Source organism: Paenibacillus sp. NPDC058898, assembly GCF_049316025.1.
In the GTDB taxonomy this organism is placed as follows: Bacteria; Bacillota; Bacilli; order Paenibacillales; family Paenibacillaceae; genus Paenibacillus_AQ.
Genome location: NZ_JBMOSM010000014.1, coordinates 139,258 through 165,083 on the forward strand (window position 1 = coordinate 139,258; position 25,826 = coordinate 165,083).

General features: G+C 49.2%; 23 protein-coding genes and 1 riboswitch. Of the genes, 19 read left to right on the forward strand and 4 right to left on the reverse strand.

Annotated features, from left to right (window positions below):
- Positions 1-13 precede the first annotated feature (13 nt).
- Positions 14-1,381, reverse strand: coding sequence for an ABC transporter substrate-binding protein (locus tag ACOZB4_RS28165; RefSeq protein WP_379415914.1), 1,368 nt, complete (start codon positions 1,379-1,381; stop codon positions 14-16).
- Between the two features lie 356 nt (positions 1,382-1,737).
- A complete protein-coding gene (locus tag ACOZB4_RS28170) occupies positions 1,738-3,969 on the reverse strand; it encodes a helix-turn-helix domain-containing protein (protein ID WP_379415911.1) in 2,232 nt (743 codons plus the stop codon).
- A gap of 169 nt (positions 3,970-4,138) precedes the next feature.
- Here ACOZB4_RS28170 and ACOZB4_RS28175 point away from each other — a divergent pair, with 169 nt between their 5' ends.
- From ACOZB4_RS28175 to ACOZB4_RS28210, 8 genes are all read left to right on the forward strand, one after another.
- Positions 4,139-4,369 carry a hypothetical protein gene (locus ACOZB4_RS28175; RefSeq protein ID WP_379415909.1) on the forward strand — a complete coding sequence of 77 codons (231 nt, stop codon included), beginning with the start codon at positions 4,139-4,141 and terminating at the stop codon, positions 4,367-4,369.
- A 238-nt stretch (positions 4,370-4,607) separates the two neighbouring features.
- Positions 4,608-9,710 carry a choice-of-anchor I family protein gene (locus ACOZB4_RS28180; RefSeq protein ID WP_422759707.1) on the forward strand — a complete coding sequence of 1,701 codons (5,103 nt, stop codon included), beginning with the start codon at positions 4,608-4,610 and terminating at the stop codon, positions 9,708-9,710.
- Positions 9,711-9,878: 168 nt separating this feature from the next.
- Positions 9,879-10,247, forward strand: coding sequence for a hypothetical protein (locus ACOZB4_RS28185; RefSeq protein ID WP_213645928.1), 369 nt, complete (start codon positions 9,879-9,881; stop codon positions 10,245-10,247).
- Between the two features lie 231 nt (positions 10,248-10,478).
- Positions 10,479-10,645, forward strand: a riboswitch (FMN riboswitch).
- 135 nt (positions 10,646-10,780) lie between these two features.
- On the forward strand, positions 10,781-11,761 hold the full coding sequence (locus ACOZB4_RS28190) for a DMT family transporter (protein ID WP_379415903.1): 981 nt from the start codon (positions 10,781-10,783) through the stop codon (positions 11,759-11,761).
- Positions 11,762-11,968: 207 nt separating this feature from the next.
- Positions 11,969-12,511 carry an RNA polymerase sigma factor gene (locus tag ACOZB4_RS28195; protein WP_379415901.1) on the forward strand — a complete coding sequence of 181 codons (543 nt, stop codon included), beginning with the start codon at positions 11,969-11,971 and terminating at the stop codon, positions 12,509-12,511.
- Between the two features lie 67 nt (positions 12,512-12,578).
- A complete protein-coding gene (locus ACOZB4_RS28200; protein WP_379415899.1) occupies positions 12,579-13,574 on the forward strand; it encodes a hypothetical protein in 996 nt (331 codons plus the stop codon).
- A 240-nt stretch (positions 13,575-13,814) separates the two neighbouring features.
- Positions 13,815-14,303 (forward strand): Nif3-like dinuclear metal center hexameric protein, encoded by a 489-nt coding sequence (locus ACOZB4_RS28205; RefSeq protein WP_379415896.1) that lies wholly within the window; start codon positions 13,815-13,817, stop codon positions 14,301-14,303.
- Between the two features lie 58 nt (positions 14,304-14,361).
- Positions 14,362-15,036, forward strand: coding sequence for a GntR family transcriptional regulator (locus ACOZB4_RS28210; RefSeq protein WP_213645935.1), 675 nt, complete (start codon positions 14,362-14,364; stop codon positions 15,034-15,036).
- Positions 15,037-15,119: 83 nt separating this feature from the next.
- Here the strand turns inward: ACOZB4_RS28210 and ACOZB4_RS28215 are convergent, their stop codons facing one another.
- Positions 15,120-15,893, reverse strand: coding sequence for a sporulation protein (locus tag ACOZB4_RS28215; protein ID WP_076322948.1), 774 nt, complete (start codon positions 15,891-15,893; stop codon positions 15,120-15,122).
- Between the two features lie 231 nt (positions 15,894-16,124).
- Between ACOZB4_RS28215 and rlmD the strand changes: the two genes are divergently transcribed.
- From rlmD to ACOZB4_RS28240, 5 genes are all read left to right on the forward strand, one after another.
- The gene (gene rlmD, locus ACOZB4_RS28220; protein ID WP_379415893.1) at positions 16,125-17,723 is read left to right on the forward strand and encodes a 23S rRNA (uracil(1939)-C(5))-methyltransferase RlmD; all 1,599 of its coding nucleotides are present in this window, start codon (positions 16,125-16,127) and stop codon (positions 17,721-17,723) included.
- A gap of 77 nt (positions 17,724-17,800) precedes the next feature.
- Complete coding sequence (locus ACOZB4_RS28225) at positions 17,801-18,358, forward strand: DUF4256 domain-containing protein (RefSeq protein WP_379415892.1); 558 nt, start codon at positions 17,801-17,803, stop codon at positions 18,356-18,358.
- 380 nt (positions 18,359-18,738) lie between these two features.
- The gene (locus ACOZB4_RS28230) at positions 18,739-19,314 is read left to right on the forward strand and encodes a 50S ribosomal protein L25 (RefSeq protein ID WP_076322952.1); all 576 of its coding nucleotides are present in this window, start codon (positions 18,739-18,741) and stop codon (positions 19,312-19,314) included.
- Positions 19,315-19,520: 206 nt separating this feature from the next.
- Positions 19,521-20,225 carry a DNA alkylation repair protein gene (locus tag ACOZB4_RS28235; protein ID WP_379415888.1) on the forward strand — a complete coding sequence of 235 codons (705 nt, stop codon included), beginning with the start codon at positions 19,521-19,523 and terminating at the stop codon, positions 20,223-20,225.
- Between the two features lie 67 nt (positions 20,226-20,292).
- Positions 20,293-20,694, forward strand: coding sequence for an iron chaperone (locus ACOZB4_RS28240; RefSeq protein ID WP_379415886.1), 402 nt, complete (start codon positions 20,293-20,295; stop codon positions 20,692-20,694).
- A gap of 37 nt (positions 20,695-20,731) precedes the next feature.
- On the opposite strand, the gene ACOZB4_RS28245 is transcribed toward ACOZB4_RS28240, so the two are convergent.
- Positions 20,732-21,160 (reverse strand): GNAT family N-acetyltransferase, encoded by a 429-nt coding sequence (locus tag ACOZB4_RS28245; RefSeq protein ID WP_379415884.1) that lies wholly within the window; start codon positions 21,158-21,160, stop codon positions 20,732-20,734.
- A gap of 347 nt (positions 21,161-21,507) precedes the next feature.
- On the opposite strand from ACOZB4_RS28245, the gene erm reads away from it, so the two are divergent.
- The 6 genes from erm (at position 21,508) to ACOZB4_RS28275 (ending at position 25,730) form a co-directional block, all read left to right on the forward strand.
- On the forward strand, positions 21,508-22,374 hold the full coding sequence (gene erm, locus ACOZB4_RS28250; RefSeq protein WP_379415882.1) for a 23S ribosomal RNA methyltransferase Erm: 867 nt from the start codon (positions 21,508-21,510) through the stop codon (positions 22,372-22,374).
- Between the two features lie 128 nt (positions 22,375-22,502).
- Positions 22,503-22,880, forward strand: a complete 378-nt coding sequence (locus ACOZB4_RS28255) for a MerR family transcriptional regulator (RefSeq protein WP_076322957.1) — start codon at positions 22,503-22,505, stop codon at positions 22,878-22,880.
- Positions 22,877-23,197, forward strand: coding sequence for a thioredoxin family protein (locus ACOZB4_RS28260; protein ID WP_339271185.1), 321 nt, complete (start codon positions 22,877-22,879; stop codon positions 23,195-23,197). The genes ACOZB4_RS28255 and ACOZB4_RS28260 overlap by 4 nt, the downstream gene beginning before the upstream one ends.
- Before the next feature lie 220 nt (positions 23,198-23,417).
- Complete coding sequence (locus ACOZB4_RS28265; protein ID WP_379415879.1) at positions 23,418-24,431, forward strand: phosphotransferase family protein; 1,014 nt, start codon at positions 23,418-23,420, stop codon at positions 24,429-24,431.
- A gap of 164 nt (positions 24,432-24,595) precedes the next feature.
- On the forward strand, positions 24,596-25,003 hold the full coding sequence (locus ACOZB4_RS28270) for a MerR family transcriptional regulator (protein WP_422759708.1): 408 nt from the start codon (positions 24,596-24,598) through the stop codon (positions 25,001-25,003).
- Positions 24,990-25,730: an SDR family oxidoreductase gene (locus tag ACOZB4_RS28275; protein WP_379415876.1), complete on the forward strand. Its 741-nt coding sequence runs from the start codon at positions 24,990-24,992 to the stop codon at positions 25,728-25,730. Before ACOZB4_RS28270 ends, ACOZB4_RS28275 begins: the two co-directional genes overlap by 14 nt.
- Positions 25,731-25,826 lie beyond the last annotated feature (96 nt).

The window sequence follows — 25,826 nt, forward strand, 5'->3', positions numbered from 1 at the left end:
ATCCGAATGTTTTTTAATGCATCGTGTCCTTCATTTGCTCAGCTGCACTGTCCAGCGCTGTCTTGGCGTCTTTCATGCCAACAAACATTTCCTGCGCGGCATTGATCAGGATTTGGGAGAGGGAGCCGAGTTCGGGAATTGGCGGGTCCATAACGGCCGGCGCATATACATTCTCCTGGAAATCGAAGAATTGGGCAGCCAGCGGATTCTCCGATTTGTATTCTTCGGATTCGGCATATTCCTTGCTGCTCGGAATCATGCCGGAGCCGGCGATAATCTGCTGCGCCTCTTGGGATGTCATCCATTCAAGGAACTCCCAAGCTTCATCAAGATGCTTGCTGTCTTTGGAAATCATCGATACGATCGGGTAATTGTGCGGGTTCGGTTTATAGGTTTGGCCTTCGTATACGACGGAAGGCTGCGGAATGAGCCCAAGGTCGTCCATTAAAGCTTCATCGCGTTCTTTGGTCATGCCGATAAACCAAGGGCCATCCATCATCATGCCGGCTTGCCCATTCCAGAACATCTCGCGGCTGACCTTCTTGTCGCGGGTTCCTGGAGGCGTTGCCTGCGGGTTCTTGATTAGATCCTGCCACCACTCCGCTGCCCAAACGTTCGGTGCCGAGTTGACATTAATCCGGTCGGCTTCGTAAGGGCCTACCTCGCCGTCCGGGAAGTAAATTCCTCCTGATACCGGACGAGCGAGCAGCCTGTACCATTCCGAGGCGATAAAGGGATGTGTGCCGATGACGCTGGAGAACCCGTATTGCCCGTCTTTAACACCGCCAAGTTGAATGGCGGCTTCTTTGAAGTCGTCCATCGTTTGAATGGAGGCAGGATCAATTCCGGCCGCTTCGAACATCGATTTGCTGTAGAAAATGCCGGTTGATCCCCATGCGTAATTGGACAGCGCATAATAGGAGCCGTCGACCTTGCTCAGTTCCTGTCCGACAAGCTTGTCCTCAAGTCCGCTCGCTTGAATCTTTTCGTCGAGATTCACGAAAGTGCCGCCGCTCTGCAGCGCATTATAGGTGGCAATATTCTCAGGGTATACCTGAACGATGTCCCCCTGTGTACCTGCCAGAATCTCCGTGGTCAGTTTATCCCAGTAATTCTCGTAGTCTGTGCCGTGAACTTTGATGGTGACGTTAGGGTGGGATTCATTGTATTTGGCAATGAGCGCATCAATTGCCTTCTTATGAGGTTCTTCCGCATACACCGACGTCTCGAACGAGATCGTAATTTGATCACCTTCGGACGGGTCGTTGCTTGCCGATGCCGGGTCTTTACCACCCGAGCATGCGCTTAATACGGTTGATAACGTAAGGGCTGCAGCGATAAGAGCCGTCCATCCCTTTTTCTTTCTGTTCTTGTCTACCATGCTAGTTCATCCCCTTCTGGCTTTTTAGTATTGTGGAAAGCGCGGTGAGGCGCCGTTCCTATGCCCTTAATAAAAACACCTGGTGCCAAGTCAGGACAACAAACACTTTTCGTAAAACAAACCGAAAGGTGAATACAGTGTTAGTGTAAACGTTACCGCGATGGCAATTTAAATAACACTGGAAATTGTATGTAATATTAATCACAAAAAACTTTTCTCTACGAGAAACTATTTTCTACTTTGCAGTGAAGGGCATCACTGCGCGGGTAGGAGCAACCAAGGCATAGACGGGAGAAGGCCGAGGGAGACTTTTATGTCCTCCTCGGCCTTCGTTTGAGATCGGGGTCTGCGCCGTTTTATTTGCCTTTACGATAATCCATTGGGGGTACGCCGGTAATTTTTTTGAAAGTCCTGGCAAATGATATCGGGCTGCTGTAACCGACCCGTTCCGTAATTTCTTGTACAGACAATGCGCTTTCCGTAAGGAGTCGTTTCGCTTCCTGAATTCGCAAATCGATCAAAAAGTCCACAAATTTCAAGCCATACTCTTCCTTGAATAATCTGCTCAGATATTTGCCGCTGATCCCGAATTTGTCTTGCAAGTAGTCAAGGGATAGTTCTGCTTTCGTATAATGCTTTTCAATATAAGCCTTAACCTCTTGTACGAGGTTTCCCTGGCTTCGCAGATTCCGCTGCTTATCCAGCCGTTGGGCAAATTGCTCCAGAAGCTGGAGCACCATCTGCGTCCAATCTTCCGGCAGGTCGATTTCTTTCTGAATCCGGTCGAGTGCCGGCATCGTTTCCGTTTTCCAGAGCAGGTAGTATTCGTCATTCATACTGGAAGCCGTCTTGTTCAAATGGTACGTCAGGTAATGCAGTACGCTGCTTGCGCCCCGTCGGGATATGCCTTCTTCCAGCATATTCTGAAAGAGCGCCTGCATCTGTGTCTTCCACTTGACTTCTTGCAGTTGGAAGGCGTCAACGATCCGGTCGACCTGTTGAAAATAATGAAAGCTGTGATCCTTCGACAAGGCATCGGACGAATAAGGAATGATCATGGCACTTCGGTTTACGGGCTTCGTTTGCAGCGCATCCAATGCCTCGTGATAGGAATCATGCAGATTATCCGGATGCTCAACCGGCTCCCCGATGCCGACGGATACGGTGAACGATAAGGCATCGGCAAATCGGCGCTGGCATTCTTCGGTGAAGGAGAGTGCCTCGAATCCCTGTTTCTCCGCTTGTGGCGATATGACCAAAATGCAAGCAAGCTGGTGCAAGGACACCCACAGAAGCTTTACCTCGCAGGCGTGATCCGACGCCGCTTCCAGGATGATCGTTTCAATGGCTTTTTGCTGGGAGCGATGCTGCTTCTGACCGTAGTTGGCGCTCCACTCTGAACGATGATCAATTTCCAGGACAAAAACCAATGGGTTGCCAAACAGCACAGGCAGGCCGTGCTTGGCTGCTTCCTTCTCCCATTCCTTCAGATCGAAAGAGCGCGTCCCTTCCAGCAGCTCGTACATGAAAAAATTTTGCTGAGCCTTCAAGTCCTCCTCGAACTGAAACTGGAACCTTTTATTCTGATCAATCATATTTTGCAATTTGGAATTGATGAACGTAAATTCGTTTTTATGGATTTCCTCCGGGACGTCATCCTTGGAGGATAGCTGCTGCAGCTGGTTGACCAGGCGCTGAATGGGTCTGTAATTTTGCAGCGTCACGTAGACGATCCAGGCAACCGAAACGGCACATAGAAGCAAACCGGCAATAAACCATATATTTGATAAGCTAATGATGAAATTGAAGGTATCCGCCCCTTGAACGCTGCTAACGATGCGCCAGCCCGTATACTCGGAATTCGCTTCTGACTGAAGGGCGCCGTTGTTGGTTACAGGCTTGCTTACAGAAGTCTTTGATTTTGCCATATCAAATAAGCTGTTCCCTTGGGAATCATACAGGCTTAGTATGCGGGATGACGGATCGTGCATTTGAAGAAGCATTCCCTGCAAGGCGTCAGCGCTTACATTAACGACGATTAGCCCATGATGCTTCGAGAAGATGGAAACGCTGCGCGTCAATGAAACGACCGGCACCCCTTTGTCGGAGGGCAGCTCCTTGTATGATCTGATATCCGACCAATGGCTGTTGGGTGTTTCCAGCTTGGAGCGAATGAAGGCGTTATCGGCATATTGATCCAAGGGATAGCTCGTGCTTTCATTGAGGACTTGATTATGATCCGCTTGAACCATATAGATGGAATGAATCAGGGGGTTGGTCATTTTTAAATCGCGCAAAAGATTCATCACGTCCACCTGAAGGGGCAGATCCTTTTCCGTGCTTCTGGAGAAAAAGGATATGACCTTTCGATTACGCAGCATCTCGAGCGAAATTTTCTGATCCAGCGAAGACAACGACGTATCAATCATCAGCATCGCTTGTTGGGTTACGAAAGCATTGGAGCGCTCGGCATCCTGTCGGTTGCTTTCGCTCAATGATTGGGAAAAGACAAAAAATAAAAAGGCGGGGACGATCAGAAAGACAGGGATATACAGCATGAGCATCCGCGTAAACCAGTTACGATTCATGTTGGTTCCTCTTTCCTAGGCAAACATAAATGATATTCACACGTTATGGCCTCGAATAGTCATGAATTGATCTTCGGCTGTTATTCTTGTGAAGTGTTTGTTACAAATAGCAATTCTTATGTTAGTTTATCAGACATCATGTCGATTTGACTACAATATTGTCGGAAATGTGACAAAGAGGAAGACGCAGCAGATGGAGCCGAAGACGACATTCAGAGATATTCCCAAGGTCTTCGCGGTATGGCTTTTTAAGCAGAGGCGGAGATATATTTCGAACAAGAAGATTGAATGGATGGTTCAGCGGTTGATTCAGGGCTTTCTGCTCATGTGGGACATCTTGTTCTATACGTTGGTGTATATTGATAACCATAGCCACGATGAGGCATTTTGGAATCATTGATTAAAGACGATGAGAAAGCGGGTAATTCTTCTGATAAGTGGAGTATCACAAAGCATATATGAAGGTAATTTCAAGGCGGCAGGTAGCTCGGACACAGCTGCCGCTTACAGAAGCCCGGCATGGCTGTCGCGGCTTTTTTGCTGTGTAGCGTCCATTTTACACAAACCGTGACCTTTATTGAGGATGCGTTAACACTTCTTCCTTACACTTGAAATTAAATAAGGATAGAAGAGGGGATATGGAGTTGAAGCATAAAAGCATGAAAGTAGTCTCGCTGTTTATGGCGGCGGAAATCGCGATGGCCTCTCTATTTTCGGCGGGCACCGTTATGGCTGAAGAGGGACAGGAGATACTCCGGACGGCAAGCATGGAGACAGCATCACAAGATGCAGCTGTCGCTGCCGTTCATTTCGGCATTACCGATAAAATTTTTCCGGCTGCTCATGCAGAAGAAGCATATACGGTAACCGTTGATGTGTATGGCGGACAAGCACCGTATACCTTCTCGGCGACGGGTCTACCGGTAGGTTTGGACATTAAGTCCGATACAGGATTCATTACAGGTACGCCTGCTGCTGGGCAAGAGGGCGAATATACGGTTGAGGTAACGGTACAAGATAGTGCAGCCATACCTGCTACGGCTCAATCGATTGTTAAATTGCAAGTATTGGGGAAACGGCCTGATCCGGTGGCTGACAAGCTAGCCATGAAGATGATCGGGCATTATTCTGTAGGGACCTCCAATAAGGATGGCGGCGTTGCGGAAATTGTAAAATACAACAAGGATAACGGGAAGCTCTATCTGGTCAATGGTTCAACTCAGCCGGCTAGTCTCGAAATCGTGTCGCTTGGCGCTGATGGCAGCTTGCTGAAGGACAAGCAGATCAATGTGGAAGACTTGGCAAGCACGGGCGGTTTTCTGTATGGGGACCTGACCAGCGTGGATATCAACACCAAGACGAAGCAGGTGGTGGTCGCTGTTCAGGAGCAGGATCATGCAAAAGCCGGCAAGGTTCTGGTACTCGACTATGACGGCGGTTTGATCGGATCTTATAAAACCGGCATCCAGCCGGACATGGTCAAGTATACTTCCGATGGCCGTTATATCCTGACAGCGGATGAAGGCGAGCCTCGTACAGAGACTGCTTCTGATCCGGAAGGAAGCATTACGATTATCGACACCCTATCGGGCGAAGTAAGTTATCTGAAGTTTGATGACCCGTCGATCATGGACGATCAGGTACATATTCGCGGACCTGTGGAAGCGGACGGGCAAATTCGCAGCACCGGAAACAAGGACGATGCTGTTCATGATCTTGAGCCCGAGTACATCTCGTTGTCCGAAGATGAGCAGACGGCATACGTCGCCTTGCAGGAGAATAATGCGATCGCCGTGGTCGATATCGCCGCGAAGCGTATTCAAGCGGTTAAGGGACTCGGGTATAAGGACTTCAATCAACCAGAGAATCAGCTTGACCTTCTGAAGGATGGACAAATCAAGTTTGAGAACGTTCCTTTTTACGGAATGTATATGCCTGACGGAATCGCGACCTACAGCGTGAATGGACAGCAGTACATTCTGTCCGCGAATGAAGGGGACGCAACAGGCTGGGATGAGCGAAGCAATGAAAGTAACATTGGCAAAATGAAACCTAATTTGGATCCGTTGTCCCCGGCAGCACAATTTCTGGCAGACAAAGGAACCACCTACGATAAGGTTGAAGTTGCCAGCGATATGGGCAATGAGGGACTGTACCTGTACGGAGGTCGTTCATTCTCCATATGGAATGCAGCCGATATGTCCCAGGTGTATGACAGCGGCAGTGATTTTGAGAAGATTACAGCCGAGCGTTTACCGAATCATTTCAATGCCAGCAATGACAAAACCGATCTGGACAGCCGCAGCTCCAAGAAAGGACCAGAGCCCGAATATGTAACGGTGGGTAAGGTAGGAAAGAAGACGCTGGCTTTTGTCGGCTTGGAGCGCATTGGCGGGGTAATGACGTATGATGTAACGAACCCATCCGATCCGGCGTTTCTGAACTACATCAACACACGGGATTTTAACGGAGGGATTGCATCGGATTCCGGCCCGGAGGGACTGGACTTTATTCCGGCCGCAGACAGCAAGACAGGACGCCCGCTGCTGCTGGTTGCGAATGAGGTCAGCGGAACGGTGGCACTGCTGGAGCTTCAGGTGACCAAAATTACGTTGGATCACTCTTCGCTCACGCTGAATCCGGGCGGTTCCCCGGTACAATTGCAAGCGAGCGTTGATCCCGCTCTGGGCGGATCCAGCGAGCTGGCCTGGAGTTCCTCTGATGAAACGGTAGTTACCGTAGATCCGAACGGTCTGGTTGCACCGGTATCCGTAGGTGAAGCCGTGATCACCGTTCTGAGCAAGGATGGCTATGGATCAGCGGAAGTACCGGTTAAGGTAACGGATGGTTCGCCGGAAGGAGAGCCATGGAAATTAACGGTTATGCATACGAACGATACGCATGCGCATCTGTCCGAAGTCGCCAGAAGGGCTGCACTGGTTAAGCAGGTCCGCAGCGAGGGCGGAAACAGCCTGCTGCTGGATGCAGGGGATGTATTTTCCGGCGATCTGTATTTTACCAAATGGTTTGGATTGGCCGATCTGGCCTTCATGAACTATATGGGTTATGACGCGATGACGTTCGGTAACCATGAATTCGATCAAGGCACCAAGACGCTAGCAGATTTCGTAAGCAAGGCACAATTCCCGCTCGTCAGCGCGAATGTGGATCTTAGTCAGGATGCTAACATTTCGCACCTGATCCGTAAGCCGGCCGTGATCGATACCGATCAGCCTAAGACGACGGCAAATAGCGGGGTATATCCATACGTGACATTGCTAGTTGACGGCCAGAAGGTCGGGGTATTCGGCTTAACCACTGAAGATACTGCTGAGACGTCCAGCCCGGGTAAAAATGTGGTATTCAACGAGGCGGTAACCTCAGCTCGTGCAACGGTGGAGGCAATGGAGCAGGAAGGACTTAACATCATCATCGGTCTGTCGCATCTGGGCTACGCCAAAGATCAGGCGCTTGCCGAAGCGGTTGAAGGCATCGACCTCATTGTTGGAGGCCATACCCACACGACGCTCAATGCACCGGAAGTGGTGACGGACAATGAACACGGTACACCAACCGTCATCGTGCAAGCGAATGAATGGGGGAAATACCTCGGCCGGGTCGACTTGCAATTTGACAAGGAAGGCAAGGTCCTCGTCGGAGAAGGCGAGCTCGGCGGCCAGCTGATTCCGGTGGATAGCAATGTGGCAGAAGACAAGCAGGCCAAGGATATGCTGGCCCCTTATAATGCCGAATTAGAAGAGCTCATGAAGCAGGTAGTCGGTATAGCAGATGTTCTGCTGGACGGTAAGCGCGAGAATGTTCGCTCCAAGGAAACGAATCTCGGTAATCTAATTGCGGATGGCATGCTGGTAAAAGCGAAGGAGCTTAAGAACGCCGATGTTGCCCTCACCAATGGAGGGGGTATTCGCGCCGCTATTGATGAAGGTGAAATCACGATGGGCGAGCTGCGCACGGTGATGCCTTTCGGAAACACGCTGTTTGTCATGGACGTCACAGGACAGCAGCTGAAGGTCGGATTGGAAAACGGAATTAGCGGTGCGAAATTGGCCGATCTGCCGGGGAAATTCCCGCAAATCGCCGGGATGAAATTCAAATGGGATCCTAGCGCTCCGGCAGGAAATAAAGTGTACGATGTACAGATTATGAAGGGCGGAAGCTATAAACCCCTGGTATTGACCGAAACGTACAGGATGGCAACGAACAGTTTTGTGGCCAAAGGCGGGGACGGATATAAATCCTTTGCCGAAGCGATTGCCGAAGGGAAATATAACGAGGATCTGGGTTATCCGGATTATGAAATCTTCATGGAATACGTGACCAAGCTTGGCGGAAAGGTCTCCCCGAAGGTCGAGGGACGAATTACCGAGCAGAAGAAACCGGTGAATCCAGGTGATGGCTCCTCTCCGGGATCAGGTTCAGGATCAGGCGGTTCTGTAACACCGCCGACAACGCAGCCTAACCCTCCTTCCACGGGTGGAAATACATCATTGCCCAACGTAATGACAGGTAAGGATCTGAATATAAGCGCTGCAGGTGCAGCAGTGGACCACATTACGGTGAAGGAAGAGGCGTGGAAGAAGGCAGTTGCCGGATTATCTGCGAACGGGCAGCAGGAACTCATTATTCGGGCCCCTGAGTTGAACCGTGCCGCTGATCTATCTCTTTCGGCAGTTGGTCTGAATCAGGCCATGGAACGGAATTCGAATACGATCCTGGTGCTGGAGACCGCACTTGGTGCGTTCCATCTTCCGGTAACGGCTCTGCATTTGGATGAGGTTTTGAAGTCTGTACAAGGTTCCGGCAGCATCCAAGTGAAAATATCCATGACCCCGGTTGGTAGCAGCGTGGTGGATGCTATGACAAGCAAGGCAACTTCCATGGGCGCCGTGATGGCTGCGAATGGAGCACTTCAGTTTGGCGTAGCGGTTGGCGTGCCAGGCGCAGAGCAAGAAGTAAAGGATTTCGAGAAGCGTGTGGTCAGTCGCATCCTGCCGCTGCCGGCAGGAACAGCTCCGAATTCGGTCACTGCTATAATCTATGACGCCGATGCAGGAACCTTCCGATTTGTACCGGCTGCAGCGACGACATGGAACGGTAAACCGGCCATCGAAGTGAAGCATGCCGGAAACGGCATTTATGCACTACTGCAGTACAAGAAAACCTTTGCGGATCTAAACGGGCACTGGGCGAAAGCGGAAATCGAATCTATGGCTTCCAAGCTTCTCGTGAACGGAGTTAACGCTAACTCGTACGCACCGGGCAAGGTAATCACGCGAGCAGAGTTTACGGCTATGCTGGTCCGTGCGATGGGACTTAGTCCAGTTATCGAGAGCGGAGCATTCAAGGATGTCCAGGATGCCTCCGCGTATGCTGGCGAGATCGGCGCAGCGTTGCGTTACGGCTTGATCGAAGGCGGCACAGATGGTGTTTTCTCACCAAATGCCGGCATGACCCGGGCAGAAATGGCTGTGATGATTACCCGGGCTATGGAAGCGGTAAGTCCGACAAGCCTGCCAAACCAGGATGCAAATGCTGGTAATGAATTCAAAGATCAGGCATCCATCCCTGTCTGGGCGGCTGCCCATGTAGCCAGTCTTACTGAGCAAGGCATCGTGCAGGGTGATAATCAGGGTAATTTCGGAGCACTCGATTCGGTTACCCGTGCACAAGCAGCACTTGTTCTGAAGCGGACTTTGGCAGCATTGAAGTTCATGAACTAAGCGAAGCGGGAATACATTAGAAATTATAAGACCGTCCTTAAGGTTGATCAGAAACCTTTCGGGCGGTTTTTTATATCTAAGTCATTTGTGAGCGATTAAAGAGAAGTGTCCAGGCATCCGATAATTGAAGTAAGGGTTGAAATAACAATTGGATAAGGATGTGAGTTCATGCGCGTTGAGTCAGCATATACATACTGGAGTCCTGTGAAATCGAAGAAAGCCGAACCAGCCCAAGAAGGGTTTGAACAGCTGCTCCAGAAGAACAAGAAGGAAGAAGAGGGCAAGGGAAAGATGGTAACCGTTAGAGAAGGCGGTTATTTGCGTCAGTATATGGTTCGGCCGGATGGGAGCAAAATGCTATTAAGCGAGACGAAGCAGTTCGAGAGTGAAACCGCCGCCAGTTCAACAGATCTATCGATGTCGTTGCCTCGAGCAGGCGGAATGAGCCTCAATACCAAGGAAGCTCTCGATCTGTTATGCCTTCAGGCTGGGGCAGTCGGTACCCGGTCCATCTTCAAGGTATTCGATATAACATAAAAGGAAAATGGCAAAAAATCATACTGGTAACAAATCGATACTTGCTGTATAATTCTCAGTAAGTCTTGGTTGAACGTGAGATTTTTCATTGTATTTAAGTCTAATTTCATTTATTTTGAAAATAGATGTATTTACATGAAAGGATTCATGTTATAATTCAATTCATCAACTAAGCTTATAGGGATTATCGGTTAATTTAGTATGGATGCATGACAAAAATAAAACATGAATATGGATCTTCGGGGTAAGGTGAAATTCCTAACCGGCGGTGATGGTTCGTTCCGGCGTGAACGAAACTCAGCCCGCGACTCGCTGCGTTCTGGCACGAACATGAATGCAGCGACTGACTTGGTGCAATTCCAAGGCCGACGGTAAAGTCCGGATGGGAGAAGATCAAAGATGAGTTTGCCGTAGATGGGAAATTTTCCTTTCGACGCAGGCTTATTTGATCAGCCCCCGTATACGTCGACACATGTCGATGGCGGGGGCTTTCTGCTAGTAAGACCTCCGTATTCAAGACAGGAGAGGGCAAGATGAGTAATATTAATACCGGGGTTAAAATGAAACCCTATGATTCCGACGCACAGGCAAGTCGACGTTTTAAGGGAGGGTTCTGGCTTGTCGTTTTGGGAGCCGCTCTGTGGGGCGTAGACCCGTTATTCCGGGTCATTCTGCTCAAGAATCTGACTTCGGCTCAGATCGTTTTGCTTGAACACATCATTATATCCTTGATTGCAATCCCTGTATTGTGGAAGAACCGCGAGGAACTAAAAGGCCTTGGCTGGAATCATGTCGGTGCGCTGCTGTTTATATCCTGGGGCGGCTCGGCATTGGCTACCGTATTGTTTACGATGGGGCTGTCGAGCGGCAATCTGAATGCCGTCCTGCTGCTTCAGAAGCTTCAGCCGCTGTTTGCCATCATTTTGGCCAGCTTACTTCTGAAAGAGAAGCTTCCGCGCCATTTCGGGATACTTCTCATTATCGCTTTGGCGGGCACGTATTTACTGACCTTTGGCCTAACCCTTCCGATTGGCCATTGGAACGAGTTTATTCAAGTTGGCAGCCTTTTGTCCTTAGGTGCGGCAGCCCTGTGGGGCGGTTCAACGGTCATGGGGCGCCTGATGGTAGGCAAACTGAAATACGAGACGGTAACCTCGCTGCGTTTCGTGCTGGCACTGCCGCTCCTGACCGTCATTACATGGAGTGAGGGGGCAGCATGGAATATGCCGGCCTGGAATACCGGGGCATTTGCCTTGGTATCGCTGAACCTGATCGGTCAGGCATTGCTGCCGGGTCTCCTGAGTTTGCTGGTTTATTATAAAGGGTTAACCACGACCAAAGCCTCCGTGGCAACACTTGCGGAATTGAGTTTTCCTATGGTGGGCGTGCTCATCAACTGGATCGTATTCCAGCAGATCGTGACAGGTCCTCAGCTTCTGGGATTCCTGCTGATCTGGATCGTACTGTTTATCATTTCCAGACAGCAATCCGAAGCTTCTCCCCAATTACAATAATTTCATAAAAGTTTGCAAAAAAGCCGGTCCGAAATGGATCGGCTTTTTTGTCGTTACAAAGCTGTCCAATGGACCTGTCGCCCTTGCAAAGGGATCATTTTTTCGAAAGATGTGTAGGGTTTTTGGAATTATAGGTGTCTTATATAGTAGCACCGGATCTATGGCTTGGTTCAACAAAATAGATGGTTATAAAAGGGGGGAGGGTCCATGGAGGATCGGACATTGCTGGATGGGCTTGCGAGGAAAGATCCGTTATGTTTTGAAACTTTGGTTGACCGCTATTCACGCTACATTGCCGCGGTGGTCGCTAAGGTGGCTGGTGGACGGTTTAATTCCTACGATGTGGAGGAAATCACCGGTGACGTGCTGGTCAAGCTGTGGACAGACGGGTCCACAATCATGCTGCGCGGAGATAGTCTCAAGCCTTATCTGGCCATCACCGCGCGTAATCATACCTTGAATGTTTTACGAAAAAGACAGCGGGTCATTGAATCCGAGTTGGAAGATGATGCCGTTTCTTGCCCCTCAGCAGAGGCATTGGTTATTCTCCGGCAGGAGAAGGAAACGATAAGCGGCATGGTGCAGGGTATGGGCGAACCGGATCGCGAAATATTCATCCGCAGGTACTTCTACTTGGAGAAAGTCCGCGATATTGCAAGCAGGCTGAATATGCAGGAGAAAGCCGTCACCGCTCGGATCCGCCGGGCAAGGGACAAACTGCGCATTCATTATGAAATCGAGAATCCGTAGGATTTCTATAAGGATCGTGTCTATAGGAGTGAAGCTTCAAATCGATAGCGAAAGGAGATGGAGGCAAGTGAAGCGGCGAATTGTAGATATTATGGCCAATATCGACAATCAGGAGCTAGACAATCTCCTCCTTACGGAGGAAGAGGAACGCGAGTTGACGGAGCAGATCAGTATGGAACGAATCAAGAACCGAGCGATGAACCGTATTCAAGAGGAGGAAACGATGGTGTTTAAAAACAGGAAAGTAAAAAAATATAAAGCGAGTATCGTTATCGCTGCGGCGATGATTATGATACTTAGCACGACCGCTTTTGCGAGCCAATACATGGATAGTTTGAAGCAGTTCTTCGGTCAATCCGCGTCCATTGCGGAAGATGAGCGATCACCCATACGAGGAAGTGATACCGTGTCTGGGGTGACCATGAATGTTGAAGAAGGCATATATGTCGGTAACAGCGGCTATTTGGTTGTCAGCTTTACGAAAGAGGATGGTACGCCATTCCCTGCGGGTGTTTCGATACCCAGACTTGAACTGAAAACGGAACATAATGTGAATTATATGGTGGGGCAGCAGCTTCTTGACGATAACAAAAAGCTTGTCGGCGTATTTGAGATGGATGCGATGAGTGACCTCGACGGGTTAAAAGCACGGATTACAGCCGATCGAATCACGGCAGCGGGCGACACCCATACCGTCGAAGGGCCATGGGATGTTAAATTCACCATTTCTCCCGGCAAGCAAAGAGAGCAGAGCCTGAATCTGGCGATTGATGAGGGTGAGGAAGCACTGTCTCTCAGCACCATTAGCGTATCTTCCATCGGTGTGGCCATCGAAGGCAAGCGTACGGACGGTGAGCTGGATAAACTGCCGGAATACACGCCGGAGGTTAAGGTCACCGCCGCGGACGGATCAGAACTGATCCTTCATGCTAGCTCGACAAGTACGACAATGAGAGGGTTTCAATGGCTGTATAATCTGGACAGCAAGAATAACCTTGTTTTTCTGGGGGATATGGATATCAAGAGTATCAGCATTGACGGCAACGTGACGGAGCTGAAGTAAATCTTGAGCTGGCAGGGGGGAAACCTCGAGGGGCAGAAGCGAAGACTTCTGCCCTTTATGCATGATGAATACCTAGGCAGGAATGGAATCCGAAAGCCGTGACGCAACAGGCCATAGCCTGAATGCGCTCACGGCTTTTTTTAGGCACGGGATCGAATTTTATACATGAGAAAAAAATGTATTGAAATTGTAGAAAACGTCCATTAAAATGAAACTAACTACTATACTAGTTATACTAGTATGGTGAAAGTGACTCTCGACATGATTACGCAGGGATTGGTTCAGGCGCTGGACTGGGAACCATATATCGATAAGTACCTTCCGACAGCGGCCGTAGTCACACTGCCCGGAGAAATGACAGTTCAGGATGTTGTGGAAGATATAAAAAGAAAGCTGAATCTTCCGTATCTTCGTTATATCGGGAACCAAAGAGGAACATGCTCCAGAATCGGCATAACCGTTGGCTACCGGGGCGGCGGAACGCACGCCATTCCCCTTTGTGTGAATGAGCGGCTGGATCTTCTTATCGCCGGCGAAGGCCCGGAATGGGAGACGCCCGAATACATCGGCGATGCAGCGGCCCAAGGCCGGAACCCGTCCATGCTCCTGCTTGGCCATGCCGCCAGCGAGGAGCCCGGTATGGTCTGCGTGGCGGAGCGGCTGCGAGAGTTTTTTCCGAAGATTCCCGTACATGATATACCGTCCGTGCCCTTGATTCAGGTAATATAGAGGGAGGATAACTTAAGCAAAGAGAACATTGAGCATAGGAGAAAGAGGTAACGTATATATGTCAACAGAGCAAAAGATTAAAGGCTCTACCAGGGAATATTCATATCAGCTACTGAAGGACCGGATTTTCCATCTGGAGCTGGAGCCGGGTACGAAAATCTCGGAAAAAGAAATTGCGGATGAATTGAACGTCAGCCGAACGCCAGTCCGGGAAGCGTTCATGAAACTTGCCGAGGAGGAACTGCTCGACATCATTCCGCAAAGCGGGACAATCGTATCCCGTATTAATCTCAGGCATGTTGAGGAAGGCCGGTTTATCCGGGAGAAGATCGAGAAGGAAATCGTGGCGCTCGCCTGTGAGTTTTTCCCCGAAGAGTTCCGTTTCCGTCTGGAAACCAATATTGCGCTTCAGGACGTATGCGCGGGCAACCATAATTTCTATAAGCTGTTTGAGCTGGACGAGGAGTTCCATCAAATTCTGTTTGAGGGTACGGGCAAAGAACGGACCTGGAAGATGCTGCAGCAATTGAATATTCATTTCAACCGTCTGCGGCTGCTTCGCCTGTCCAAGGATTCAAACTGGGAGCATATCATCTCGCAGCATAAGGAAATATATCAGCTGATCGTCAATAAACAAGCGGAGCAGGCCATGAACGTGATGGAGCGTCATCTGCGTCTTGTCGTTGTGGAGCAGGATATTTTACGCGAGAAGTACCCGCATTATTTTATTTAACAAGCGATATCATTCATTAAAAAACAATGACCCGCAGGAGTGTCACTTGGGAGCAAGTGAGCTGCCTTGCGGGCCATTTTTCATTAAATCGATCTGCGGATGACACGGTCAAGCATTTGGGCCACGTGGGATGGACCTTGATCCAGATCCTGTTGATCCAGGGTTACCCAGGAATGCTGTTCATCCATATCGAGTGATCGCTGGAGCCAGCCTGAAACGCCTCTGCCTCTGCGGTCGACTTCGACCAGAATGGAAATGCCGTCCTGCTCCGGATAGAGGATCAATTCAAGCTCTGTGATATGGCCGGCATAGGAGGAGCCAGGATAAAATTCAATTTCTTGCACAAATGGAACACCCCGGCCTAATCTAGGGTGATATTCGCATGTTGCTATTTTGAAGCTGAAGCCAAGGGCTTCCACGGCGTCAAACACAACGGATGCGTCCGCGTTCGGTTCAACGTCGATGAAATCACGATCCTTCGGATCGATGGCATTATCGATATCGAGTCCGGTATGGATCCATACCGGCTGCCGTGAAATGGTGAGCGGTGTTTCTAACGGCAGGGGAAAAGAGAATGGTATTTCCTGTTGATCGCCAGGCTTCAACGTGAGGCGGCTGGAGACATTGATTTTGGCAAGGGTATAGGATTCTATGTATTTCTTGTCGTCGCTTTCCTTGGTATATTCCGTCATCACTTTCAAGTAAATGCGGTCGACTGTCTGCTCTACGTTCCCTCCCTTAATGTGAATAATGCCGCGTACCTCTTCACCCGGATAATAGGAGGATTTCTCGAGATGCGTATCGATCTGGGCTGCTCCAATTCCTACACTGGCTAGCATTTTGTTGAAAAACGACATAAAAGATACCTCCATATGAGAATGTATGATAATGGAATTATACGCCGGGGGATCACCTCTGGTTTCCGAATTGCAAAAATATTTTTTTGCGGTTTTACGCGGTGAAGATGTTGACGCCAAGGAAGCAGAAGAACACCGATGAAATCGGGAAAAAGAACACGGCCCGTTAGCATTCGCAGGTTCGGCATGGTATATTGGACACGATACCATTAAGGATGGAGAAATCAAGGCATGAGTGAACAACGACGTTCTGGACAAGGAACCAAAAACAACAAATCAACGGCATACGGGAATAAGCCGGGTGAGCGGACTGCAGCGAACCAAGCTGGGGCCAAGCCGGCTTTTAAGCGTGAATATAGGAAGAACAAGGATTCGTTATTGTCTTCATCGTATTCGAAGGCGAAACCATCCGATAAACATAAGCAAGAAGTACGCGGGCCAAGGCCTTCATCTGGACGTGAGCACGCAGATGAGCTGCAAGCCGGTGACATTATAGTCGTTACGATCAAACGGCTTGGGATCAACGGCGAAGGAGTCGGCTATTACCGCCGCAAGGCAGTGTTTATTGACGGAGCGATCACGAACGAAGTCGTCAAAGCCGAGGTAAAAGAGGTCCAGCCTAAATTTATAAAGGCACAGTTGGTAGAAGTGGAGAAGCGTTCGCCTCACCGTATTGAGCCTCCTTGTCCGGTGTTTGGTATTTGCGGCGGATGCCAAATTCAGCATATCTCTTATGAGGGACAGTTGCATGCCAAGACGGATATCGTGCGTGAAGCATTCAGCCGATACGCAGGACGTGACGACGTGAAGTTTAAGCCGATTCTTGGCATGGAGCACCCATGGGATTACCGGAATAAAGCACAGCTGCAGCTGAAACGGAAGGGCCATGAAGTGATTGCAGGGCTCTATGAAGCGGACAGCCATACGATTGTGGACATTAGCGGCTGCCCGATTCAGCACCCGAAGGTGAATGAAGCGGTGGAGAAGGTCAAATCGGTCCTCGAAGAATTGCGGATTCCGCTGCACAAAGAGAATGGAAACAAGGACGGCGTACGGACGATTGTGGTTCGCCACGGCTTCCAATCCGGGGAGATTCAGGTGACACTGGTCACGGCCGGAAGCAAGCTGCCAAGGCAGGACGATCTCGTTCGTCTGCTGCGCCTTACCATTCCGGAGGTGAGCGGGATTTCACTCAATATCAATCCGAAGAAAACCTCGCTCATCTTCGGAGACCGGACGATCTCGCTGTGGGGAGCCGAGAGCATGCAGGAATCGCTGAGCGACCTGCAATTCTCGCTGTCGCCCAGAGCGTTCTTCCAGCTGAATCCGCAGCAGACGGTCAAGCTGTATGAGTCGGTCCGGGGGGCAGCCGGATTGACGGGGAAGGAAACCGTCATCGACGCCTATTGCGGAACCGGTACGATCGGGCTGTGGCTTGCGCCTTATGCCCAGGAGGTGCGCGGGATCGAGGCGATCCCTGAAGCCGTCGAGGATGCCAAGGCCAATGCGCAGCGAAATGGACGTGCTAACGCGAGCTTTCACGTCGGCCAGGCAGAGGAACTGCTGCCGCGCTGGGTCAAGGAGGGCATGAAGCCGGACGTCATCATTGCCGACCCACCGCGCACCGGCCTGGACCCGCGCTTCTTGGAGACAGTGCTCCGCACCAAGCCGAAGCGGTTTGTGTACGTTTCTTGCAATCCTTCAACCCTGGCGAAAGATTGCAAGGTTCTGCTGGAGGGCGGCTATGAAATCGAATGGGCGCAGCCGGTCGACATGTTCCCGCAGACAAGCCATGTGGAAGCGGTAACGTTGTTGGTGAGAAAAGAATAGATGAGATGTGATAGTGTTGCTCAAAGTTATACGGTGTGGTGGGTATCGCACATAATTGTATGAGGGGGGAATCTAACTTGGCAAAGGAATTGTCAACAGAGCAACGTGAAGGGCTACTCCATACATTGAAAGCCCGTTATGAGAAAAACATGTACCGCCATATAGGCCTGGAATGGGATGACGTACAAACAAAGCTTAAAGCAAATCCTGAAAAGCTATGGTCGCTCCATGAGATGGAAATAACCGGCGGAGAGCCGGATGTTGTAGGTCATGACAACAAGACGGGCGAATACATTTTTTATGATTGTTCAGCTGAGAGTCCAAAAGGCCGCCGAAGTATTTGTTACGACCGTGAAGCGCTGGAATCAAGAAAAGAACACAAACCGAAGAATAGTGCTGTTGAAATGGCAACCGCCATGGGCATAGAGTTGCTATCGGAAGAACAATACCGGGAATTGCAAAAACTTGGAAATTTCGATTTGAAAACATCGAGCTGGGTGGTAACACCTGCCAGTATTAGAAAACTCGGCGGAGCCATTTTTTGTGATCGCCGCTACGACACTGTCTTCGTGTACCACAATGGAGCGGAATCATACTATGCTGCCAGGGGATTCCGTGGCTCGCTAAGGGTCTGAATTTTGAAGAGGTTTTCGATAAATGTACGGTAGGACAAATAGATGAGATGTTTTGATGGAACTACACAGAGGGGCGGAAAGCTCCTCTTTTTCGTATAATCATAACCGCTCGGAATTCCTTCCTGTAATGGCCCCCCCATACCACCGCGGTCGACAACCCCCCTTTTCTATGATATGGTAGCAAGTAATTAGGCATTTCGTTCCCATGGGACGAGGTGCCTTCTCGCATATATAAAAGCGTTTTACATTAAATGTCTATCTGGAGGTGATGCAATGGTGCTCCTACTTTCCCCGCTACGGGGGGAGAAATCCGTAGTTCATTATGGATGATTGATGGTGAGTACACCCAAAATAACGATAATTTGAGGAGTGTTGTTGAGATGAGAGTAAATTTACGAGCAGAAACGCGCGCCGCGATGAACAAAACCGGACTTAAGCAGCTTCGTCTATCGGGGCGAATTCCGGCAATTGTATTTGGCACAGGGGAAGAGAATATGATGATTCAACTGTCCGCCAAAGAATTCGGCAAATGGGCAAGGAACGGCAAAGGAGGAATCCTTGAGCTTCGTTTTGACGATCGGGAGCCGCTTCCGGTTTTGCTGGAGTCGGTTCAGCGTGATCCAATCACTCGTGAATACATCCATGTCGACTTTTTACGTATTAATATAAATGAAGTTGTGCGCACGAGAGTGAATCTCGATTACATCGGTGCCGCCAAGGGAGCCAAACTTGGAGGAGTCGTCCAAATACAAAGCACGTTCATCGAGATTGAGTCCTTCCCGGACCGTATTCCTGCCACCATTCCTGTTGAAATCAGCGAACTGGAGATTGGGCATTCTTTACATGTCGGGGACCTTAAACTGCCTGACGGCGTCGTGCTGATCTCTTCGGCAAACGAACTGCTCGTGTCAGTGGTGACACCGAAAGTCCAGTTGGAAGAACCGGAGGCTATGTAACTTCTGCTGCCGGCGATTGCTTCCCGATATTCCATCGGGAAGTAATCGCCGTTTTTTTTGCTTAAAACCTTGAACAGAATCCGGAACTTTCCATCAAGAGAGACTAGGCTTGGCCGTCATTATTATTGTACACTCAAGTCATGTGGAGTGCGGCCTGCCGCTTACCCGGCAGCTGCATACTAAGCCAATGAAGGAAGTGTCGAACCATGAATGTGGAATCCGTAATGTCGGAGCTTGAAGCACTCGGCAAGGAACGGCTGAAGAAAATGTACCTGTCCAATGGGGCGCGTGAACCGCTCTTTGGCGTAGCAACAGGCGCCATGAAGCCGATTGCCAAGAAAATCAAAATCAATCAGCCTTTGGCTGAGCAGCTTTACGCCACCGGAAACTATGACGCCATGTACTTTGCCGGCATCATTGCAGACCCTAAAGGGATGACGGCAGCGGATTATGATCGTTGGATGGATGCGGCCTATTTTTATATGCTGTCCGATTATGTGGTTGCCGTAACGTTGGCAGAGGCGGATATCGCGCAGGAAGTTGCCGATCAATGGATCGCAAGCGGCGAAGAGCTTAGAATGTCGGCGGGGTGGAGCTGTTACTGCTGGCTGCTCGGAAGCAGACCCGATCATGAGTTCCCGGAAAGTAAAATCTCGGCCATGCTCGAACTGGTGGAAAAGACCATCCATGAGTCTTTGGACCGAACGAAATCCGCGATGAATAATTTCATGTACACTGTAGCCGTATCTTATTTGCCGCTCCATGATAAGGCGGTTGAGACCGCAAAGGCCGTAGGACCGGTAGAGATGAAGCGGGGCGACAAGAGCAAGTTCCTGAACGCTTCCGAAAATATTAGGAAAGAAGTCGAGAGAGGGAAGCTTGGTTTCAAACGCAAGTATGTGAGATGTTAAACCATTCGTTCGTTGAATGCTGATCTCGTTTATGAAACCTATTAACCTGTGAAAGGGACGTTATTCCATGAAAGAGGATAAAATCGTTTATGGGTCGATCGACGAATATATTTCAAGCTGCACTCCCGAAGTTCAAAGCATTCTCCAGACATTAAGACAAGTGATTCAGGAGATGGCTCCGGAAGCGAAGGAAAAAATCAGCTATCAGATACCGACCTTCGAATATCACGGAAATTTGGTGCATTTTGCGGCATTTAAGAAGCATATCGGTTTTTACCCGGCCCCCAGCGGCATTGAGGCGTTTCAAGATGAGTTAAAGGAATATCATAAGTCCAAAGGTACCTTGCAATTTCCCATCGATAAGCCTTTGCCCTATGACCTGATACGCCGAATCGTTCAATATCGGGTCGAGCAAAACCTGCAAAAGGCAAACAGCAAATCAAAAGGGAAGAAGTCGGTGGAGAGCTGAGATGGAAGATCAGAGAAGGCGGTTTTACTGCCTTCTTTTAAAGTTCCTTTTTCAAATAGTAATGCGTATGCCGTCCGGCATTCTCGATCTTGCCATATACCTCATAACCCTGCTTGATGTAAAAATCCAAGGCTTGAAAGCTAAGTGTATCCAACTTTGCGAACTCGCATTGCTTCTCTATCGCTATTTTTTCCACCTCGTTCAACAGCTTGGCTCCGTACCCCGATTTACGGTATGGTTCATCCACGAATAAGTAGTGGATCTCCAGCCAGTTCCAGCATATTTCCCCCACAATCCCACCCAAAATCTGACCGTCCGCATTCCTCAACAATAAATTGATTTCCTGATACCGGTCTTTTAAGTCGTCTGGGAAGTGTTTGAGATTATACGCAATCAATTGATTTCTCACATAATTTTTATCCTCACTCTTTGACGCTATGACTTCATTCGTGAAATAGATTTCCATATCGGTTTGCTCCTTCTAGTATGCCAGTTGACTCATATTCATTAGAATTCGGAACCATTGAACCCTATCTTCCTCAACATACCATACCCAGCGCATGGACCGACGGTAAAAAATCTTTTTAAAAGAATGTACCCGTGAGGCAGGGGAATGCCTATGCTATACTGTGGTTGTTATTTTATCCGTTTCATCTAAGGGAGGATTGTCCTAACATGTGTTGCATCGCATTCATACGTATTCGTTAATGAAGGTACAGAACATCTAAATCCATCCATTTTCATGTAAAAATGCGAAGGATTATTTGTGCTGTGCCTTTTTCATTACTATACGAATGAATGAGGTGCTTTTTTGTGTCCAAAAATAATAAAAATAATCGGGAAAAGCTGAAGAAACCGTCTAACTTTTCCGCGCAGCATTTATTAGTCAGCAAACGGCTGATTCATGATATGATCGATTTGGCCCAGATCCGATCCACCGATACCGTTCTCGATATCGGAGCAGCGACAGGGGCATTAACCTTTCCGCTGGCAGAGAAGGCGGCACATGTGCTCGCGATCGAGACCGATCCGGCGTTTGTGGATAAACTGTTCAGCAAGATAAAAGATGGAAGCAACATTCGCGTCAAGCAGTCTGATTTCCTGGAGGTTCCTCTTCCGAAAAGTCCGTTTGCCGTCGTGGCGAATATTCCGTATTCGATCACCACGCCGATCATGGCGAGGCTGCTGGATCATCCCGGCGTGCCGCTGCAGCGAGCCGTGCTGCTTGTGGAAAAGGGTGCAGCCAAACGTTTTACGGCAGTTCCTGTTCAAGATCCGCGTATCTTAAGCTGGAGGATGCATTACGACATTCGGCTCGTGCGAACCATATCGCCTCAACATTTTGCGCCGCCTCCCAAAGTGGATTCCGCTATTCTAGCTATCAACCGGAGGAAGAAGCCGCTCATTGCCACGCAGCATCAGCCGAAGTTTACAGCGCTGGCAGCCTACGGATTGCGGGACTCGAGGCTGCCGTTATTCGTGGCCCTGGCGGGCGTGTTCACGCCTCCCCAGATTACGAAGCTGGTCCGATTGCTGGGGGTGGATCGAGAGCTCCCCATCAGTAGGCTGAACGAAGAGCAGTGGGGAACTGTATTCCATACGATGCTCCAGCATGTGCCGTCAAGTCGTTGGCCCAAACTTTCTACAAGCTCCAAAGGCAAATCCAAGAAAAGAAAATAACATTCGATGGAGATCTCCGTCGTTTCTAATACGATCAATTTTAAAATATTCACAGAATTTGCTTGACCCTGACACTAGTGTCAGGGTTTACAATGAAATCGAATCGTTCATCTAGGAGGCGTAGAAGCATGAAAATCGGAGAACTTGCAGCCCGTACCGGAGTCAGCATCCGTTCGCTTCGATACTACGAACAGCAAGGACTGCTTATGCCGGTTCGCAACGAGAACGGATACCGGGAGTATTCGAGCCTCGCAGAAGAACAGGTGCGTACTATCCAGTTGTATTTGAATCTGGGGTTGTCCACCGAGCAGATCGCTGGTTTCCTGCATTGCGTCTTGAAAAATAAAGAGGCGTTTTGCGCGGAGGTGTTCCCGATTTTCCGTCAAAAAATTGCCGAGATCGAGGCGCAAATTCACCAGCTGAATCATATCAAGATGAATCTGGAGGAACGCATGCAATCGATTCTGGATGAACGAGAATCGGAAGAAGCGGAGGAATGCAAATGAGTTTATCACAAATAGATGCAGCCAGCTTTCAAAGCGCGATTAAACAGAATGGAGTCACTCTTGTTGAATTTGGAGCCAAGTGGTGCCCGCCGTGCAAAGTGCTGCTTCCCATCCTGGATGAGCTGAGTCAGGAAGAAGCGGGTCGCCTGGATGTCTATCAGGTGGATTGTGACGAATCCCCAGAGCTTGCCGCTCAATTCGGCATTATGTCCATGCCGACGGTGATTGTGTTTCATAACGGAGAACCGGCAGACAAACTCATTGGACTTCGGCCTAAGAGTGTGTATCAAGCGGCGATAGGCCGTTATGTATCATAGATTGAATAATCGATGAATGAGCGAAAACGCCTCTGATGTTTGATACACAGAGGCGTTTTCTATTGATGTAGAGGGCATTATTCGCCGTGTATCGAATTCTTATATAGTACCCGTAACAAGCTGCTGAAGCTGTTTGGGATCATCTGATGATAGGATTTTTTGTGAATAAATATATGCCTGGCAAGGCGCAGAAGCGAAAATTTTTAAGGAGGTGCTTTAATTGACAACAGAGATCTTTTTCTCAACCAACTCCATCGGTCATGTAACGGATGAGCAGCTTCAAGCTATGCTGAACAGACACCATCTAGGGAACCTCATTTCAGCTGAGAAAACGTCTGAGGGAGTAGGAAATCAGACGTTGTTCATTAACTCGAGCCAAGGAAGCTATGTATTAAAGGGAAATCCCCTTTATACAGGGCAGTTGGTTGAAGAAAAATTTTATACGGACTATTTGCAAGAGTATACATCACTGCCTTTATCGGCCCCATATCTGTTGGATGAATCCATCGATATATTCGGCTGGAGCTACGCGATCATGCCTCGTCTTCATGGCGTACATATGAATGATCCACAACTTAGAGCAAGGCTTGATGGAGCCGATCGAATAGATATTGCCTCTTCAGCAGCTAACATTTTAAATGAAATGCACGGCTGGAAAGTGGATCAGTATGGCGAGCTCGACCCGCAAACGCAAAGGATTCGCCCGTTTGAGGGATCTTATAAAGAGTGGCTCTACCAGCGAATTCGGTTTTGGTTGGAGGATGCCAAACAATATTCCCAGATCACTCCAACCGATACGGAATGGGTGGAAGAGGTGCTGCGTGACTCGGCGGATGAGTTCGATAAGCATGGTTCACCCACTTTTGTTATGGGGGATTTTAAGGCGGAAAATATGCTGGTAGCGTATGATACGGTTTGTCAGGAGTGGCGAATCAGCGGCATTTTTGATTTTACAACCGGATATTTTGGGGATGGAGCAGCCGATTTGCCTAAGATGGTGATTATGTACTGGGATTTCGAGGAACAGGAAGTAGCACGGCATTTTATACAGATGTACTTACAGGGCTCTGCAAATAAGGAAGGCTTTGTTGATCGATTTAGGGTGCATATGCTCCATCAGCGTATATTGGATTGGGGATGTGCCAAAGCGATTGGTGCAGTCACTTGGGATCCACAGCTAACCTTTTCCGAATGGGCAAAAGATTATGTTTATGCCATGGACTACTTTAGATAATGGGTTTTATTATGTACTGAGTAAAATAACCTGAACGAATCGTCAGGTCCCGGGTAAAGGGCAGAGCAGTCATTACAGACTTAAGCTCTGTTCTTTTTTTTGATGCTTGTGGAATTCCGGATTGACCTTCACATGATGTGATGGTTTACAATGCGGTTAATCGAATGAAAAAGGGGCTGCTGCGTGTGCATATTAGTGAATTTTCACGTAAAACGGGCGTAAGTTTGCGCTCCTTGCGTTATTACGAGGAGAAGGAGCTATTGTCTCCGGACCGTCAAGATAATGGCTATCGTGAATATAAGGAGACGGATATTGAGCGGGTTCGGTTGATCCAGATGTATTTTAGCCTGGGATTGACGGTGAAGGAGATTATGAGCTTTTTCCAATGTGCGTTTGATGAGCAGCTCAAAATCGAATGTCTCCCGAATGCGGTTGAGGTAGGTAAACGGAAGCTGGATGAAATCCAGCTGCAGATCGAGCTGCTGAAACAGGCGGAAATCCATTTGCAGGAGAACATTACGGCATGGGAAGCTATTTTAGACAAGGGGGATCGGCGTAATGAGCAAGGTTGATGGACAGGAAGTGAAGCGAGTGGCTGTCGTGACGGGGGGCAACCGCGGAATTGGAAAAGAGATTGCAAGACAGCTTGCTGCCAATGGACTTCAGGTGGTTATTACATCCCGGGACGAAGAGAAGGGGAGGCTGGCTGTCCAGGAATTGCTTGTGGACGGGCTCCTTGTAAAGCTGTACGTGGCGGATGTCCATGAAATCAACGATGTGGCACGGATGATGGAGCGAATACAGTCAGACTATGGCCGCCTGGACGTGCTGGTGAACAATGCCGGAGTGATTTTGGACCGGGGGGTTTCTGTGCTGGATGTGGAGGAGTCGGTCGTGCGCCAAACGCTGGAAACAAATTTTTTTGGTGTTTTGCGTATGACGCAGGCGGCGGTCCCTTTGATGAAGAAGCATCATTACGGGCGAATCGTAAACATCTCCTCCGGTCTTGGTGCTTTCGAAATAATGCAGGGTAGTTACGGTTTAAAAGGGTCATCCTCGGCTTACCGTATTTCCAAAACGATGCTGAATGCGTTAACCTGCCTCGTGTCGCAGGATGTAGCTGGTACCGGCATAAAGGTAAACGCGGTTTGCCCGGGCCGGGTTCAGACCGACATGGGCGGTGCGGATGCTCCGCTAACCGTTGCCGAAGGGGCTGATACGGCTGTATGGCTGGCGACGATGGAGGATGATGGACCGAGCGGGGAGTATTTTCGTGAACGAGAGCGAATCGCTTGGTAATGTGGTGGGATTTTCACTATGCAGGAGATGACGTCTCTTGTTTGATTTACCGATATGACGCTGCTAATGATTAGCAGTATAAAAATACTCTGAAAA

Coding starts and splice junctions, on each gene's coding strand:
- ACOZB4_RS28165 (WP_379415914.1), bottom strand. CDS start 1,381: ATGGTAGACAAGAACAGAAAGAAAAAGGGATGGACGGCTCTTATCGCT.
- ACOZB4_RS28170 (WP_379415911.1), bottom strand. CDS start 3,969: ATGAATCGTAACTGGTTTACGCGGATGCTCATGCTGTATATCCCTGTC.
- ACOZB4_RS28180 (WP_422759707.1), top strand. CDS start 4,608: ATGGAGTTGAAGCATAAAAGCATGAAAGTAGTCTCGCTGTTTATGGCG.
- ACOZB4_RS28185 (WP_213645928.1), top strand. CDS start 9,879: ATGCGCGTTGAGTCAGCATATACATACTGGAGTCCTGTGAAATCGAAG.
- ACOZB4_RS28190 (WP_379415903.1), top strand. CDS start 10,781: ATGAGTAATATTAATACCGGGGTTAAAATGAAACCCTATGATTCCGAC.
- ACOZB4_RS28195 (WP_379415901.1), top strand. CDS start 11,969: ATGGAGGATCGGACATTGCTGGATGGGCTTGCGAGGAAAGATCCGTTA.
- ACOZB4_RS28205 (WP_379415896.1), top strand. CDS start 13,815: ATGGTGAAAGTGACTCTCGACATGATTACGCAGGGATTGGTTCAGGCG.
- ACOZB4_RS28210 (WP_213645935.1), top strand. CDS start 14,362: ATGTCAACAGAGCAAAAGATTAAAGGCTCTACCAGGGAATATTCATAT.
- ACOZB4_RS28215 (WP_076322948.1), bottom strand. CDS start 15,893: ATGTCGTTTTTCAACAAAATGCTAGCCAGTGTAGGAATTGGAGCAGCC.
- rlmD (WP_379415893.1), top strand. CDS start 16,125: ATGAGTGAACAACGACGTTCTGGACAAGGAACCAAAAACAACAAATCA.
- ACOZB4_RS28230 (WP_076322952.1), top strand. CDS start 18,739: ATGAGAGTAAATTTACGAGCAGAAACGCGCGCCGCGATGAACAAAACC.
- ACOZB4_RS28235 (WP_379415888.1), top strand. CDS start 19,521: ATGAATGTGGAATCCGTAATGTCGGAGCTTGAAGCACTCGGCAAGGAA.
- ACOZB4_RS28240 (WP_379415886.1), top strand. CDS start 20,293: ATGAAAGAGGATAAAATCGTTTATGGGTCGATCGACGAATATATTTCA.
- ACOZB4_RS28245 (WP_379415884.1), bottom strand. CDS start 21,160: ATGGAAATCTATTTCACGAATGAAGTCATAGCGTCAAAGAGTGAGGAT.
- ACOZB4_RS28255 (WP_076322957.1), top strand. CDS start 22,503: ATGAAAATCGGAGAACTTGCAGCCCGTACCGGAGTCAGCATCCGTTCG.
- ACOZB4_RS28260 (WP_339271185.1), top strand. CDS start 22,877: ATGAGTTTATCACAAATAGATGCAGCCAGCTTTCAAAGCGCGATTAAA.
- ACOZB4_RS28270 (WP_422759708.1), top strand. CDS start 24,596: ATGAAAAAGGGGCTGCTGCGTGTGCATATTAGTGAATTTTCACGTAAA.
- ACOZB4_RS28275 (WP_379415876.1), top strand. CDS start 24,990: ATGAGCAAGGTTGATGGACAGGAAGTGAAGCGAGTGGCTGTCGTGACG.